The 14,282-nt window shown below is 48.3% G+C and carries 13 protein-coding genes; 10 read left to right on the top strand and 3 right to left on the bottom strand.

Annotation, left to right across the window (positions count from 1 at the left end):
- The first annotated feature begins 265 nt into the window (after nt 1-265).
- The 10 genes from BW944_RS04345 (at nt 266) to BW944_RS04390 (ending at nt 10,849) form a co-directional block, all read left to right on the top strand.
- Entirely contained in the window at nt 266-1,582 is a 1,317-nt protein-coding gene (locus BW944_RS04345; protein ID WP_076557129.1) for an ABC transporter substrate-binding protein, read from the top strand.
- Nucleotides 1,583-2,116: 534 nt separating this feature from the next.
- Nucleotides 2,117-2,977 carry a carbohydrate ABC transporter permease gene (locus tag BW944_RS04350; RefSeq protein ID WP_076557130.1) on the top strand — a complete coding sequence of 287 codons (861 nt, stop codon included), beginning with the start codon at nt 2,117-2,119 and terminating at the stop codon, nt 2,975-2,977.
- On the top strand, nt 2,977-3,801 hold the full coding sequence (locus BW944_RS04355) for a carbohydrate ABC transporter permease (protein ID WP_076557131.1): 825 nt from the start codon (nt 2,977-2,979) through the stop codon (nt 3,799-3,801). The genes BW944_RS04350 and BW944_RS04355 overlap by 1 nt, the downstream gene beginning before the upstream one ends.
- A gap of 15 nt (nt 3,802-3,816) precedes the next feature.
- Nucleotides 3,817-4,845, top strand: a complete 1,029-nt coding sequence (locus BW944_RS04360; protein ID WP_076557132.1) for a LacI family DNA-binding transcriptional regulator — start codon at nt 3,817-3,819, stop codon at nt 4,843-4,845.
- Nucleotides 4,846-4,895: 50 nt separating this feature from the next.
- A complete protein-coding gene (locus BW944_RS04365) occupies nt 4,896-5,615 on the top strand; it encodes a ThuA domain-containing protein (RefSeq protein ID WP_076557133.1) in 720 nt (239 codons plus the stop codon).
- Nucleotides 5,616-5,638: 23 nt separating this feature from the next.
- Nucleotides 5,639-6,667 (top strand): Gfo/Idh/MocA family protein, encoded by a 1,029-nt coding sequence (locus BW944_RS04370; protein WP_143525656.1) that lies wholly within the window; start codon nt 5,639-5,641, stop codon nt 6,665-6,667.
- A gap of 7 nt (nt 6,668-6,674) precedes the next feature.
- Nucleotides 6,675-7,736, top strand: a complete 1,062-nt coding sequence (locus BW944_RS04375) for a Gfo/Idh/MocA family protein (RefSeq protein WP_076557135.1) — start codon at nt 6,675-6,677, stop codon at nt 7,734-7,736.
- Nucleotides 7,736-8,704 (top strand): sugar phosphate isomerase/epimerase family protein, encoded by a 969-nt coding sequence (locus BW944_RS04380; RefSeq protein ID WP_076557136.1) that lies wholly within the window; start codon nt 7,736-7,738, stop codon nt 8,702-8,704. The genes BW944_RS04375 and BW944_RS04380 overlap by 1 nt, the downstream gene beginning before the upstream one ends.
- Nucleotides 8,705-8,882: 178 nt before the next feature.
- Nucleotides 8,883-9,569 (top strand): YesL family protein, encoded by a 687-nt coding sequence (locus BW944_RS04385; RefSeq protein ID WP_076557137.1) that lies wholly within the window; start codon nt 8,883-8,885, stop codon nt 9,567-9,569.
- Nucleotides 9,570-9,679: 110 nt separating this feature from the next.
- Nucleotides 9,680-10,849, top strand: a complete 1,170-nt coding sequence (locus tag BW944_RS04390) for an NAD(P)/FAD-dependent oxidoreductase (RefSeq protein ID WP_076557138.1) — start codon at nt 9,680-9,682, stop codon at nt 10,847-10,849.
- 109 nt (nt 10,850-10,958) lie between these two features.
- On the opposite strand, the gene BW944_RS14740 is transcribed toward BW944_RS04390, so the two are convergent.
- The 3 genes from BW944_RS14740 to rarD all read right to left on the bottom strand — a co-directional run bounded on the left by BW944_RS14740 (nt 10,959) and on the right by rarD (nt 14,277).
- Nucleotides 10,959-12,131, bottom strand: a complete 1,173-nt coding sequence (locus BW944_RS14740) for an S-layer homology domain-containing protein (protein WP_084193618.1) — start codon at nt 12,129-12,131, stop codon at nt 10,959-10,961.
- The gene (locus tag BW944_RS04415) at nt 12,094-12,948 is read right to left on the bottom strand and encodes a TetR/AcrR family transcriptional regulator (RefSeq protein ID WP_076557139.1); all 855 of its coding nucleotides are present in this window, start codon (nt 12,946-12,948) and stop codon (nt 12,094-12,096) included. The genes BW944_RS14740 and BW944_RS04415 overlap by 38 nt, the downstream gene beginning before the upstream one ends.
- A gap of 438 nt (nt 12,949-13,386) precedes the next feature.
- On the bottom strand, nt 13,387-14,277 hold the full coding sequence (rarD, locus tag BW944_RS04420; protein WP_076557140.1) for an EamA family transporter RarD: 891 nt from the start codon (nt 14,275-14,277) through the stop codon (nt 13,387-13,389).
- Nucleotides 14,278-14,282: the final 5 nt, after the last annotated feature.

Here is a 14,282-nt window from a genome sequence, read left to right on the forward strand (position 1 = left end):
AATGCACAAACAAATGGAGCTGTTCATTATTTTCAGAATTCGTATTGTAAAGTGTTTGTAATCGTGCTAAGATACAGACAATGAATCTATGCAAACGCATTCACGGTATATTTTTCGAAATTAGTAAGGTTCCCTTGCGAATGAGGGAATTAATTATTAAAAGTTTTTGCAAACGAATGCACAGACTTTTTGCTGGTTTCATTTTATTTTTTTGCTGGATGTGTAAGCGGATTCAAACTTAAACACTATTGAAGGAGTGTATGGGATGAAAAAGAAGAAGTTTTATTCGGGTATTGCTACAGCGTTGTTGGCTTCGAGTGTTCTTGCAGGGTGTTCTTTCGGTTCCGATGATGCATCGGGCGGAGACAGCGGCGAAGGTGAAGGTGGAAGCAGCGATGCGGTCACGGTAGATGTCTTCCAGTTCAAAGTTGAATTCAAAGATCAATTCGAAGAACTTGTCTCGATGTATGAAGAAGAAAACCCGGACGTCAATATTAACGTGAAAACGGTTGGTGGCGGTAACGATTACGGCGCTTCCCTTAAAACATCATTCTCTTCAGGAGAAGAGCCTGATATATTCAACGTCGGTGGTCCAACGGATGTTGAAGAATATAAAGAATACTTAGCAGATGTATCTGACACAGATGCGGCGAATGCGGCACTGGATGGAACATTGAACGGAGTTACTCAGGATGATCAGGTACTTGGTCTTCCGTTCAACCAGGAAGGGTATGGCCTTCTTTACAACAAAAAAGTATTTGAAGAGGCTGGAATCGATGCTTCTTCGATCAAAACGATGGAAGATTTGAAAGGCGCAGTAGAAACACTGAATTCCCAGAAAGAAGAACTTGGAATTGAAGCACCTTTCGCTTTTCCAGGGAAAGAACAATGGGTGATGGGTAACCACCTGGCAAACGCTTATCTCGCAGATGAATTCAATCATGATGTCATGGAAGCGTACAATGCAGATACAGTCGAATTCGCTATGGGGGATCAGATGAAGGAATTCACTGATTTGCAGAGCGAGAATTCCGTTCAACCAGTACTTAGTCTCGATTACTCCCAACAGGTGGAAGAACACTTCTCCCTCGGGAACGTGGCGATGATTCAACAGGGGAACTGGGTATACAACACGATTGAATCCATGGATCCTGAATTTGCTGAAGAAAACGTAGGACTTCTTCCGATTCCGGTGGAAGGATATGAAGGAAGCATTCCGGTCGGCGTTCCGAACTACTGGGTCGTTAACAAGCAGTCTGAAGACGAAGTAGTACAAGCTTCCAAAGACTTCCTTGATTGGATGTACACTTCTGAGACTGGTAAGAAATTCGTTACAGAAGAATTCAAATTCATCCCGGCTTACGAAGGATATGAAGATCAGGAAATTGCAGATCCTATTTCCAAGGAAATCTATAAGTATGCAAACGAAGGTAACACACTTGGTTGGGTCTTCCTCGGAGCGCCTACAGCCTGGACAGAAGATGCTTTAGGTGTAGCGATGCAGGAATACCTCGCTGGTGATATAACGTGGGAAGAAGTGGAACAACAAGCGACACAAGCCTGGGAACAAGCTAGGCAGTAAGAAAAGCGGAGTCATCCCGCTTAGAAGTTCTGACGTAAGCAGGGGTATCTCTTTTCAGTTGCTTTTTCCTGAAAAAGAAATCACTGCTTAGGGCACGGACTTCTGGGTGGCGAAACTGGACAAGAAAAGTGGAGACTTCCGTTTAGAAATACTGGATTAAGTAGACCGATCAGAGGAAAGGTGAATTTTCCTTTCGCTGATTGGGACTACTTAAGACACGAATTTCTGGAAGTTGTAACTGGACAAGAAAAGTGAAAGCGCCTGTTCATCCCCTAAAGTATAAGTCGGGGGCCGGGATGAGGTGTTTTCTCCTCATCCCGGCCCCCGACTTATATCTTCGAGGGGATAGGCGCTGAAACTGGACAAAGAAAAGTGGAAAATCTTACTGTAAGCTTCCGCACGTAGGGACGAAAATTAACAGTGAACTATAACAGAGTCACAATTAAAAGAACCGGCAAAGAGCGCTGATAAAGGCGCTCTTGTTGGTTAATAGGACGACAGGAGAGCTTTACACAGCTTGGGAGGAGATTATCTATGAAAAACAGGAGTTTGTCATTCTGGCTCTTTTTGACCCCCGTAATCCTCGGACTTGGTATCGTCGTCGTCATTCCTTTCATCTACGGGCTTTTCTATTCCTTCACGGATTGGAACGGAATCACGGCGAACAATTTTCTAGGGTTTGAAAACTACATACGATTGTTCCAGGAAGATGAGTTCATGAACTCGATCTGGTTCACGATCAAATTCGCAGTCGTCACCGTGCTGCTTTTGAATGTGTTCGGTCTCGGTCTTGCGCTGCTCGTCACGAGGAACATGAAATCGAACAATCTGATGCGTACCATCTTCTTCATGCCGAACCTCATCGGCGGCCTGATCCTCGGGTTCATCTGGCAGTTCATCTTCATCTCCGTCTTCGGTGATGTAGCCGGCCTTACCGGTATCGAAGGGTTGAGCGGCTGGCTGTCGACGACAGGAACCGGGTTCTGGGGTCTCGTCATTCTGACCGCCTGGCAGATGGCCGGGTACATCATGATCATCTACATCGCGTATCTGGAGAACGTACCGAAAGAACTGATCGAAGCATCGAAGATCGACGGCGCGAGTGCGCTGCAGCGGTTCAAAAACGTGATCTTCCCGCTCGTGGCTCCGGCGTTCACCGTCAGCATGTTCCTGACGCTGTCGATGTCCTTCAAAATCTATGACCAGAACTTATCCCTGACCGCCGGGGGACCGTTCAACTCCACACAGATGGTGGCGATGGAGATCGTCCGTACCGCCTTCAGTGACCGGGAAATGGCGTATGCGCAAGCGAAAGCGGTCATCTTCTTCCTGATCGTCGCGGTCATCGCTCTGACGCAGGTGTATTACAACAAGAAACGTGAGGTGGATGTCTGATGAAGAAGAACAACGAGAAGCGAAACACACGTCTGCTTGAAGTCTTCGGCCTGCTTCTGGCCCTGCTCTGGCTGTCTCCGTTCTACCTGATGGTCGTCAACGCCTTCAAAACGAAACGGGGTATCTTCGAAGGGGTGCTCGGGATTCCGGAAGAATTCACCTTCGAAAACTTCGTCAAAGCGTTCATCGAACTGGAATTTCTGAAATCCCTGTTCAACTCGGTGCTGATCACCGGACTCAGTATCCTGATCATCATTCTGTTTTCGTCGATGGCAGGATATGCGCTGGCGAGAAACAAGAGTAAGTTGTCGGGAGCGATGTTCTTCGTCTTCGTGGCGGCGATGCTGATTCCGTTCCAATCTGTTATGATTCCCTTAGTGGCCATTTTCGGCCAGGTCGATATGCTGAATGCCGCAGGACTCATTTTCATGTACCTCGGATTCGGGTGCAGCCTGTCCATCTTCCTGTATCACGGTGCGATGACGGGGATTTCCCACTCGCTCGATGAAGCGGCGATCATCGACGGCGCGAACCGGTTCCAGACGTTCTGGTACATCATCTTCCCGCTCTTGAAGCCGATTTCCGTGACGGTCGCGATATTGAATACGATCTGGATCTGGAACGATTACCTGCTTCCATCGCTCGTGCTGAGCGAAGCGAATGCGACGATCCCTCTGAAAATGTTCTATTTCTTCGGACAGTACACGAAACAGTGGCACCTGGCGCTGGCCGGCCTGACGATCGCGATCATCCCGGTCATCATCGGATACTTCTTCGCACAGAAGCAGATCATCGATGGGGTCTCCGAAGGTGCAGTGAAATAGAAAGGAGCAGGATCAATGTCTGTGACGATTAAGGATGTAGCGAAGGAGGCGAATGTAGCCCCTTCCACGGTATCACGGGTGATTGCGGACAGCCCGCGTATCAGCCCTGCAACGAAGAAAAAGGTACGGAAAGTGATGGACGAGATGGGTTATTATATGAACTATAATGCCCGCGTCCTCGTGAGACAGTCTACCCAGACGATCGGTGTAGTCATGAAACATTCCAGTTCGCATTCTTTCGATAACCCATTCTTCTCGGAACTCTTAAGTGGTATAAGTAAGGCTTGCCAGGAGAATGACTACAGCCTGAATCTGACGACCGGAGAGTCGGAAGAAGCTATTTTCCAGGACGTTGTGAAAATGGTCCAGGGGAAAAGGGTAGATGCGATCGTTGTCCTGTATTCCAAGGAGGATGATAAAGTCGTACCGTATCTGATGCAACAGGACTTTCCGTTCGTGATGATCGGGAAGCCGCTTCTGGACGCATCAAACGTTATGTATGTCGACAACGATAACGTCCAGGCTTCTAATGAAGCTACCGACTATCTGATTCAACTCGGTCACGAACGGATCGCGATTGTCGGCGGGGAAGCGGATTTTGAAGTGACGAAAGCCAGGGTGGAAGGATACGAAAAGGCTCTGACTACCCATGGGTGCAGACAAAGTGAAGAATATATCAAGTATAGACGGGATGGAAGCTATGACGGGACGGTTATCGTGAAAGAGCTGCTGGAACTTCCCGAGCCACCGACAGCTCTCGTTGTCATGGATGACTTTCATGCGCTTTCCATTATTACGGCACTCGGGGAAGCCGGGCTCTCCGTACCGGAAGACATGAGTGTGATCAGTTTCAACAATACGATCGTTTCCAGGCTGTCGAGTCCTGCGCTGACGACGGTCGATACGAACGCCGATCAACTTGGGTACTACTCGGCTGAGACACTTATCGATAAGTTGAGGAAACCTGAAATGATGAACAAAAGTCTGGTTATTCCGACGAATATTGTGGAAAGAGAATCATGTATGGAAAGAAAAAAAATTTAGCTGGAGATGCAATCGTTTTCGCTTGACGTTGCACAGAAGGGGGAAGAATTATGAATATATTGGTATGGAACGAATACCGTCACGAAAAAGAGAATCCGGTGGTTTCGGACGTTTACCCGGAAGGCATCCACGGAGCCCTGGCTGATTTCCTGAAAAAAGATGGTCACACGGTAACGACAGCGACCCTTGATGAAGAAGAACATGGTCTCACCGAAGAGGCGCTCGACAATGCGGACGTTCTAGTATGGTGGGGGCATAAGGCTCACGATGAAGTGGAGGAGGACATTGCTGAAAGAGTGAAGCAGCGTGTGTTGGATGGAATGGGACTTGTGGTTCTGCACTCCGCCCACTTTTCGAAAATCTTCAAAAAACTGATGGGGACAGGCTGTGACCTGAAATGGAGGGAAGCGGATGATAAGGAACGCATCTGGAACATAGATCCGACCCATCCGATTGCACAAGGGATAAGCCAATACTTTGATATCGAAAAAGAAGAAATGTACGGGGAACACTTCGACATCCCGGCCCCGGATGAATTGATTTTTCTCAGCTGGTTCGAAGGCGGGGAAGTATTCCGTAGCGGTGCTACCTTCAAACGTGGCAACGGAAAGATTTTCTACTTCCGCCCTGGTCATGAGACGTATCCGACCTATTACCATGAAGATGTGCAGAAAGTGATCCAGAACGGCGTCCGCTGGGCGCAGAATACAAATGGACCGAAGCACCAGTATGGCAACGCGAAGCCTCTGGAACATATTTCCGAGAAGTAGTGATACCTGAAAGGGGAGAAGGAATAATGACTTTAAAAACAGCGATTATCGGCTGCGGCAGTATTGCCCAGAACCGTCATCTGGTTGAATACCGGAACAATGAAGAGACGGAAATCACAGCAGTCTGCGATATTGCGGAAGATCGCGCAGCCATTGCCGGCCAGATTTATGGTGCGAAGACGTATACGGATTATGAAGAGTTATTGAATAAAGAGGAAGTGGATCTTGTAAGTGTCTGTCTTCCGAACTACTTGCATGCACCTGTTTCCATTGCCGCTTTAGAAGCCGGGGCGAATGTTTTATGTGAAAAACCGATGGCGACAAGCTCGGAGGAAGCAAAGCGAATGATCGAAGCAGCGGAAAAAAGCGGAAAGAAACTGATGATTGCGCATAACCAGCGTTTTGTGAAATCCCACCAAAAGGCCAGAGAAATCATTCAATCTGGAGAGTTAGGCAAGATTTACAGTTTTCGCACGACGTTCGGTCACGGCGGACCGGAAGGCTGGAGTGCCGACGGAGCGGACAGCTGGTTTTTCAAAAAGGATGAGGCGTTCATAGGAGCGATGGGAGACCTAGGTGTTCATAAAGCGGACCTGATCCGCTATATGCTTGGGGAAGAATTCACTGATGTCGCCGGTTTCGTAGAGAATAATGCGAAAGAAAACATTACGGTCGATGATAACGCAGTCTGTATGCTTCGTTCCGACTCAGGGATTCTCGGCACCCTCACAGCGAGCTGGGCGTATAACACCGCAGAGGACAATTCCACTGTCATCTACGCAGAAAAAGGGATGCTCCGTATCGAAGACGACCCGGACTATTCACTCGTAGCGACTTTCACTAACGGGGACGTCGTGAATTATCAGCTCGGCAACATTCAATCCAATGAAGAAGGCGGACAAACGAATACAGGTGTCATCGATCATTTCGTTGAAAGCGTCATGAATGATACTACACCGTTAATCGACGGTCATGAGGGGAAAAAATCTCTGGAAATTATTCTCGGAGCTCTTGAATCCGGTCAGACCCGTAAAATCCAGTCATTAAAGTAGGGGTACTATGAATAAATGGAAAATAGGAGTGATCGGAACGGGTGGAATAGCGACAGAACGTCATATCCCCGCCCTTCAATCTCTCCATCAAAAAGCTGAACTTTCAGCTGTACAGGATGTAAACAAGAGCCGCGCAGCAGAAGTCGCGGAGACGTTCGGCGCTGCCCATGTATGTGATACTCCGGCAGAACTATTCGATCTGGTCGACGCTGTCATTATTTGCACGCCGAACAAATTTCATGCGGAATTGAGTATCGAAGCGTTGAACAGAGGGGTTCATGTCCTTTGTGAGAAGCCGATGGCGATGAACCGCTACGAAGCGGAAGCGATGAAAACGGCGGCTGAAAACAACAACAGAATTTTAGCGATTGCATATCATTATCGGCACACTCAAGAAGGTATCATGGCGAAGCGGGTCACAGAAGCTGGAGAACTCGGGAAGCCGCTTGTAGCCAGAGTCCAGGCGATGCGTCGCAGGAAAGTCCCGGGGTGGGGCGTGTTTACGAACAAGGAACTCCAGGGCGGGGGAAGCCTGATCGATTTCGGTTGTCATCTGTTGGACTTGTCGCTCTGGCTCCTTGGCAACCCGGAACCGGTGGAAGTAAGCGCCGAAACCTATAATGATTTGAGCAGAACACCCGGTCAGGTCAATGACTGGGGGGCGTTTGATCACGAGACGTTCGAAGTCGATGATCACGTTACAAGTTACATAAGATTCAAAAATGGACTTTCGCTTCAGTTCGAATGTTCCTGGTCAGCGAATATCAAGGAAGATCATACGTCAGTTAGTCTTTCCGGGGTGGACGGGGGCTTAAGTGTGTATCCGTTTGAAATGTACCAGACGAAGTATGGAGCTGTCTGGAATGCTTCCCCGGTATTGAAGGAAGAAGAGCCATCGGTAGTAGCCACAAGACAGATGGACAATTTCCTGGCGAGCTGCAGCGGGGAAGAGGAACTGATTGTAGAAGCGTCCGAAGCTTTGCGAGTAACGGAAATCATCGATGCCATGTATGAAAGCAGCGATACAGGCAGAGCGGTTACACTGAAAAAAGAAGAGGAGGAATCGTGATGAAATTAGGTGTATTTACAGTATTGTTCTCTGACCTTTCGTTTGAAGAGATGCTCGATAAAGCGAAAGCATCAGGGTTGAAGGCAGTGGAAATCGGCACGGGCGGCTATCCCGGAGATGCTCACTGTAACGTAGACGAACTGCTCAGGAGTGAAGAAAAACGGAAAGCATATCTTGCAGAAGTGGAAAAACGGGGCCTGGAAATCAGTGCTCTGAGCTGTCATGGAAACCCTCTTTCCCCGGATGAGGCATTTGCAGCGAATTCCCATGAAATCTTCGTAAAAACAGTGAACCTGGCGGGGCTTTTGGGGGTTCCTGTAGTCAATACGTTCTCCGGGACACCGGGAGGATCCGAGACGGACAAAACTCCGAACTGGCCGGTAACACCGTGGCCGGAGGAATACTCCGAGATTCTGAATTGGCAGTGGGAACAGAAGCTTGTTCCGTACTGGAAAGAACAGGCTGCACTTGCTGAAGAGCACGGGGTTAAAATAGGTCTTGAACTTCATGCCGGTTTCCTTGTCCATACTCCTCACACGATGCTGAAACTGCGTGAAGCCACCTCTCCGGCCATTGGAGCGAACCTGGATCCGAGTCATTTATGGTGGCAGGGCATCGATCCGGTCGCAGCTATCAAAATTCTCGGTCGGGAAGATGCAATCCATCATTTCCATGCAAAAGATACGTATATAGATCAGGAAAACGTGAATATGTATGGTCTCACCGATATGCAGCCGTACGGGGAAGTACGTACTCGCGGATGGAGCTTCCGTTCCGTAGGGTATGGACACAGTGTGCAGGAATGGTCTAATATTATCAGCGCACTGCGGACGTTCGGATATGATCATGCGGTAAGCATCGAACATGAGGACCCGATCATGTCTATCGAAGAAGGCTTCCAGCGTGCGGTGAACAATCTCAACGATGTTATTATCGAAGAACCACCGGCAGACATGTGGTGGGCATAAAGAAAAGCGGAAGCTCCCCGCTTAGAAGTCCTGGCGTAAGCAGGTTGGTCAGAAATGACTATGGTCCGTACAAAAGTGTTAAAGGTCTGCATAAACATCCGTGAGGTCCGCACGAAGAAGCGAAAGGTCCTCAGAAAAGAGTGGAAGGTCCGCAACGAAGCATAAAGGGGAGAAAAAAATGGGAAAACGAGCAGGAGTTATGGACGGCATGTACGCTGTCAGTGAGTGGATAGCGAAATTTTCATTAACGAATCTGGCGTGGTTCGGCATGAACCTCCCTATCGTTCTTCTAGCGCTGAGTCTGCTGGATGCAGGCAACAGCGGGGAAGTGATGGTGCTGCTTGTACCGATAATTCTCCTGACTCCGTTCGTTTTCTTCCCGGCTACGACCGCTCTTTTTGCGAAGGCCCGGGAGTGGGTCAGAAGAGATTTCATGGGGGAGACAAAATCATACTGGCGCTATTATAAGGAAAATTATCGGCAGAGTGCTTATGGCGGTCTGGTATTCACCTTGCTATGGACTATCGTAGCGCTCGATATTTATTACTTTTTGGAGACGAATACGCTCATGGTAGGTATTTTTCTTGTTACGGCGATTGTACTGTATGTTTTCACTGTGAATTTCTTTTCGACGATTGTGCACGTAGCTTTACCATTCCGGAAGCTGATGAAGCGTTCTTTTGTCATTACGCTCGGCAGTCCGCTCCTATTCGGTACAATTGCTGTCACAAGCGGTTTTCTTCTCATGATCAGTGTGTACATGTTTCCGGTCATCATCCCTGTTTTCACCGGATCGCTCGTAGCGTTCCTGAGCTTTTCCGCATATTTCCGCTTTATATTGGCAGTCAAAAATGAGGAAGAATGAATCAGTCCGACACACGGGCTGATTTTTTTAAGCATTATATGTGCTATTAAAGGCTTCCCTGGGATAACATAGAAGAATATCGATTTTTACGAAATGTCAGGAGGAGAAGAATGGCAGACTTTGAAGTGATTATTGTCGGGGCGAGAGTGGCGGGGGCGAGTCTCGCGATCAGACTCGGCCAAATGGGACGGAGCGTACTGGTCTTGGAAAAAGCGTCTTTCCCGAGCGATACGCTTTCGACCCATCAACTGTCCCACCAGCATTATCTGGAGGCACTCGGGGTGAAAGAGAAAGTGAAAGAACTCGGTTTACGGGAAATCACAAGAATGCGTACATATATAGGGAGAAGTTTTACGGATGGAGAAAGGGAAGGGACGACAGTGATTCCGGGGCGTGCTTCGTTCGATGCCCTTTTAATGGAAAAAGCAACTTCCTATGAGTGCGTCAGTTTTCAGGAAGAAGCCCAGGTTCGACGTCTCGTTTATGAAGGGGATGCGGTCACAGGGGTAGAGACAGTAGATAAAAAAGGAAAGTTATCTGTGTACACAGCGGGGCTCGTCGTAGGTGCGGATGGACGTCATTCCACTGTCGCTAAAGAAGCCAACGCCAGGATGTATGACTACGAGCCTGCGGAACGGCCGGTTTTTTACGGATATTATAAAGGGATGACCCCCTTGCCTGAGCCGACAGTCGAGATTTTTCTCGATGAAGGACGGATCGGTTTCGTCTTTCCGATGCAGGAGGGGTTGGATTGCCTGGGTCTCGAGATCCATTCGCATGAATTCAAATCATTTGCGAAAAATCCGCAGGAATCATTTGAGAAGGTTTTCAGACAGATGTATGGGATGGAAGCCCGCATGGAAGGCGCTGTTCTCGAAGGGAAAGTGGTAGGGACGCCCGGGGTTCCGAATTTCTTCCGTCAGCCTTACGGAAAGGGATGGGCACTGATTGGCGACGCCGCTCACGCCAAAGACCCGAGTACAGGGCTCGGGATGAACGATGCGATTTGGCAGGCGCTCCTTCTCGCAGAAGTGATTCAGAAGACGACACATGGCGCCTCGTTCGAGGAAGAAATGGAAGCCTATCATAAAGAACGCGATGAAGTTCTGAAGCCTTCCTATGATTTCACTCTCGACTATATTCGTTCTTTAAGGTCCTGGACAGAGGATGAGCTGGAAGCCTTTCGGAAATGGGCCTCGAATCCACTTCTCGTAAAAAAACAGGTGCCTGTTTTCGCGGATATGTTCAGGGAGCGGAAAGAGCAAGAAACAGACGGGTAACCGTTTTTCCTGTTCCCTTCCATGGAAAAAACCCTGCAGAGAAGTCGATCTTTTCTCAGCAGGGTGATTTGATGATGGTAGATCAAAATGTGGCTCCTCATGTTTCTCTTTATTCACGTATCTCGATATAGGGGTGTTTTTCATCGTCGAGCCAGGTCATGATCGTTTCCAGATCCGTTTCGGACATACCGATACATCCGAGGGTCGGGCTCCCTGGTCCCCGCCATACGTGAAGGAAGATGGCGCTTCCTGCTCCCGGAACGATAGGGGTCTTGTTGTAATTGATAGCGACTGCGTGTTTATACAAGTCGATATTGAGACGTTCAAAAGAGCTCCAACGTGCATATGGATTGCCGTCGTACTCCACCCACTGGTTATACTGGGAGGAAGAAGTGTCGTCGATCCAGTAATCATTGGAATCTACCGGACGATAGGGGTAGGTCATTCCGGACGGTACGTTCCCCCAACCGAACCCGGTGCCGAGGGAGTAAGTGCCGACCGGCGTTTTCGGGTCCCCTTCCCATGTTTGTCCTGCACCGTCTTTTCCGAGGACTGCACTCATGGTATTGGTTGCTTTCCTCCATGAACCATCCCTCTTTTCGTAAGCGGTCAGCGTAGCCTGGAAACCGGAAGTTTCCTCAACGACGATTTTTTGTTTCGGTGGTGTGATAGTGGAATCGGACCGGAACGATTCATTCATACCCCGGGCTACAAAAGCTGCGAATTCTGCCCGTGTCACCGTCTTATCCGGTTTGAATTCGGCGTTGCCGAAGCCCTGGCTGATGCGGTGAGAGGCAAGGGCCTGTATCTCTTCAAAATAAGCATCATTTTCAGGAACATCTATGAATAGCTGTTCCTTTTCGGGTTGGGACAAATCGAAAGCGTGAGAAATGATCGAAGCCATTTCTTCGCGTGTCAGCCCTCCAGTCGGATCAAGCTTCTGTTTGTCCGGATACCATCCTTCATCGACAACGGCTGCGATAGCAGGGTACGTCCAATGATTTGGAGAGACGTCTGTGAACGAAGGGGCGGGACGATCCGCGGTCTCCAGGTTGAATGCTCTCTGGATGATGACGAAAGCCTGCTCTCTCGTGACGTCATTGCCGGAGCGGTACGTTCCGTCGAGATATCCTTCGATAGCACCTCTTTCGGCTATGTATTCAATTTCTTCATATCCCCAGTAGGAAGAGGGGACGTCTTTGAAACTGCCGGCCTGGACGATAGAGGGGAGCGTGAAAAACAAACTAACGAGCGCGAGTAACGGGATAGTTCTCTTCAACACGAGTGACCAACTCCTTGAATTGGGAATTTTCTTTCAGGATGGCAAGCATCCCTCTTATAATAGCTGTCCGCGGCGAAGAGGAGTCCAATTCTTCCTTCAGGATAGCCAGGGTCTCTTTCTCCTCATCGGAAGCGGTGGTTTCCTGTTCTTCGATCATCTCCTGAATTGTAGGGCTTCTCTCGGCTAAGAAATCCGCAGGGATCAACTCCGACATGAATGATTTCGTAAGGACAGGGCTGTCTTCATTTTTAAGAAATCCGTCCACGAGATAATCGACGCGCTTCAGCAGAGCTTCTGCAAGATCACGGTAATCGATATGCGCTCCTTCCACGAGGATCAGTTCAAGGTACGCTTTGTACATCCCTTCAATCAATATACTCGTTTCAAAAGAGATTTCCTTCGCTTTTTCTCCGTATATGGCAATGATGTGATTCTGATAGAACTGATAAGATTCATAACGCATGCGCATTGTGAACGTCTCGATATCTTCGTTGAATGGAATGGTCTGCTCCCGGATCTGCATGATGATGAACTCACGGTGTGAAGCGATTTCCTCAAACATGACGGTGAGTTGCTCGACAAATTTCCGGCGCGGGTCCGGTTCATCGGCACACGCATCGATTTTCGATTTCATCTGGTTGTAATAATAATCGAATAGCGCGAAAAGCAATTCGTCCTTGGAAGAAAAGTGCAGGTAGAAGGCTCCTTTGGAGATGCCTGCATTTTTCGCTATTTCCTGCACAGAGGTTGAACTGAACCCTTTTTTCGCAAACAGTTTGATTGCGGACTGCATGATGGATATTGATTTTTCGTCCATAGTAAAATCTCCTTGGTATCACTGATATCTTCCATTATAACATGGGAGCCAGGGACTTCGGAGAGAGTATTTTTCTTATATCGGTACTAACCGGAAGTCCTTGCTATGACAGTATTTCTGAGCGGGGTTGCTAAACTTTTCTTTGTCCAGTTTCTTCCACCCAACAGTCTGTGACATATGAAGTGGCTTCTTTTTCAGGAAGAAGCTGTTAAAGCTGGTTGTTGTTTTTAGAACGAAGGGTTGAGACGCCTGCGGAGTAGCATGGACGGAAAATCACCGGAATCGAACGTAGGGAGATTCCGGAAGTTGACGCGCCATGCCCGCGGCAAGCTTCCACCCGTAGAGATAAAAATCAACTAGGAACGATAACAGAGTTAAAAGGAAAAAGCGCCTTTTGTCTGACCAAACTGCTTAGATATGTGTTTCTGAACAGGGAGCTTATGCTTTTCGTGGCCCGATTTTTTTGAAGCGTTCCCGGGTGTATAAAAACAGTCCGGCCCAGATGAAAGAGAAAGCGACGATATGTACCGATGTGAAGGGCTCCTCATAAAGGAAAACACCGATGAGAAGCATGAGCGTCGGTGCTATATACTGAAGAAACCCGACCATAGATAGGGGAATGCGCTTCGTCCCACTCGTGAATAAGAGAAGTGGAATGGCTGTCACTGCTCCTGTGCTGAAGACGAGCAGAGTATTCAGGGAGATCCATGAAATATCTTCCGGAAACCCTGATGCCGGGATCAGATAGATGAGTGCTAATGGTGTCACGATTATTGTTTCCACAGTCAGTCCGAAAATCGCCGGGATAGCCGCCAGTTTTTTTAGCAGACCGTAAATCGCGAAACTGGTGGCGAGCGCAAAGGAGACCCAGGGAAACGCTCCTACGTTTATCGTCATGTAGGCCACTCCGATACCTGCAAGCAGGAAGGAGATCCACTGGGCTTTTGTGAATGTCTCCTTCATTACGATCATACTGAGAAGAATACTGATGAGCGGGTTGATGTAATAGCCGAGACTCGCCTGAACTACATGATCACTGTTCACCGCCCATATGAAAAGAAACCAGTTCATACTGATAGCAAAAGCGGCTAGAGTGATGCCAGCCAATGCTTTTTTATTTCTCCATAATTCCAGGAGACTCGTGAGAAAATCTTGTTGTTTTCGAAGTAAAAGGATGATTAAAAACATGAATACCAAAGCCCAAACAATCCGGTGGGCCAGAATTTCGAAAGGAGCTATATGTTCAAGCGTTTTCCAGTACATCGGTAAAATACCCCAAAGTATGTAAGCGGCTATGGTAATAAGAATTCCTTTTTTTTCCTCTTCCATTCGGC

This window comes from Salimicrobium flavidum, from assembly GCF_900156645.1.
GTDB lineage: Bacteria > Bacillota > Bacilli > Bacillales > Halobacillaceae > Salimicrobium > Salimicrobium flavidum.

Coding starts and splice junctions, on each gene's coding strand:
- BW944_RS04345 (WP_076557129.1), top strand. CDS start 266: ATGAAAAAGAAGAAGTTTTATTCGGGTATTGCTACAGCGTTGTTGGCT.
- BW944_RS04350 (WP_076557130.1), top strand. CDS start 2,117: ATGAAAAACAGGAGTTTGTCATTCTGGCTCTTTTTGACCCCCGTAATC.
- BW944_RS04355 (WP_076557131.1), top strand. CDS start 2,977: ATGAAGAAGAACAACGAGAAGCGAAACACACGTCTGCTTGAAGTCTTC.
- BW944_RS04360 (WP_076557132.1), top strand. CDS start 3,817: ATGTCTGTGACGATTAAGGATGTAGCGAAGGAGGCGAATGTAGCCCCT.
- BW944_RS04365 (WP_076557133.1), top strand. CDS start 4,896: ATGAATATATTGGTATGGAACGAATACCGTCACGAAAAAGAGAATCCG.
- BW944_RS04375 (WP_076557135.1), top strand. CDS start 6,675: ATGAATAAATGGAAAATAGGAGTGATCGGAACGGGTGGAATAGCGACA.
- BW944_RS04380 (WP_076557136.1), top strand. CDS start 7,736: ATGAAATTAGGTGTATTTACAGTATTGTTCTCTGACCTTTCGTTTGAA.
- BW944_RS04385 (WP_076557137.1), top strand. CDS start 8,883: ATGGGAAAACGAGCAGGAGTTATGGACGGCATGTACGCTGTCAGTGAG.
- BW944_RS04390 (WP_076557138.1), top strand. CDS start 9,680: ATGGCAGACTTTGAAGTGATTATTGTCGGGGCGAGAGTGGCGGGGGCG.
- BW944_RS04415 (WP_076557139.1), bottom strand. CDS start 12,948: ATGGACGAAAAATCAATATCCATCATGCAGTCCGCAATCAAACTGTTT.
- rarD (WP_076557140.1), bottom strand. CDS start 14,277: ATGGAAGAGGAAAAAAAAGGAATTCTTATTACCATAGCCGCTTACATA.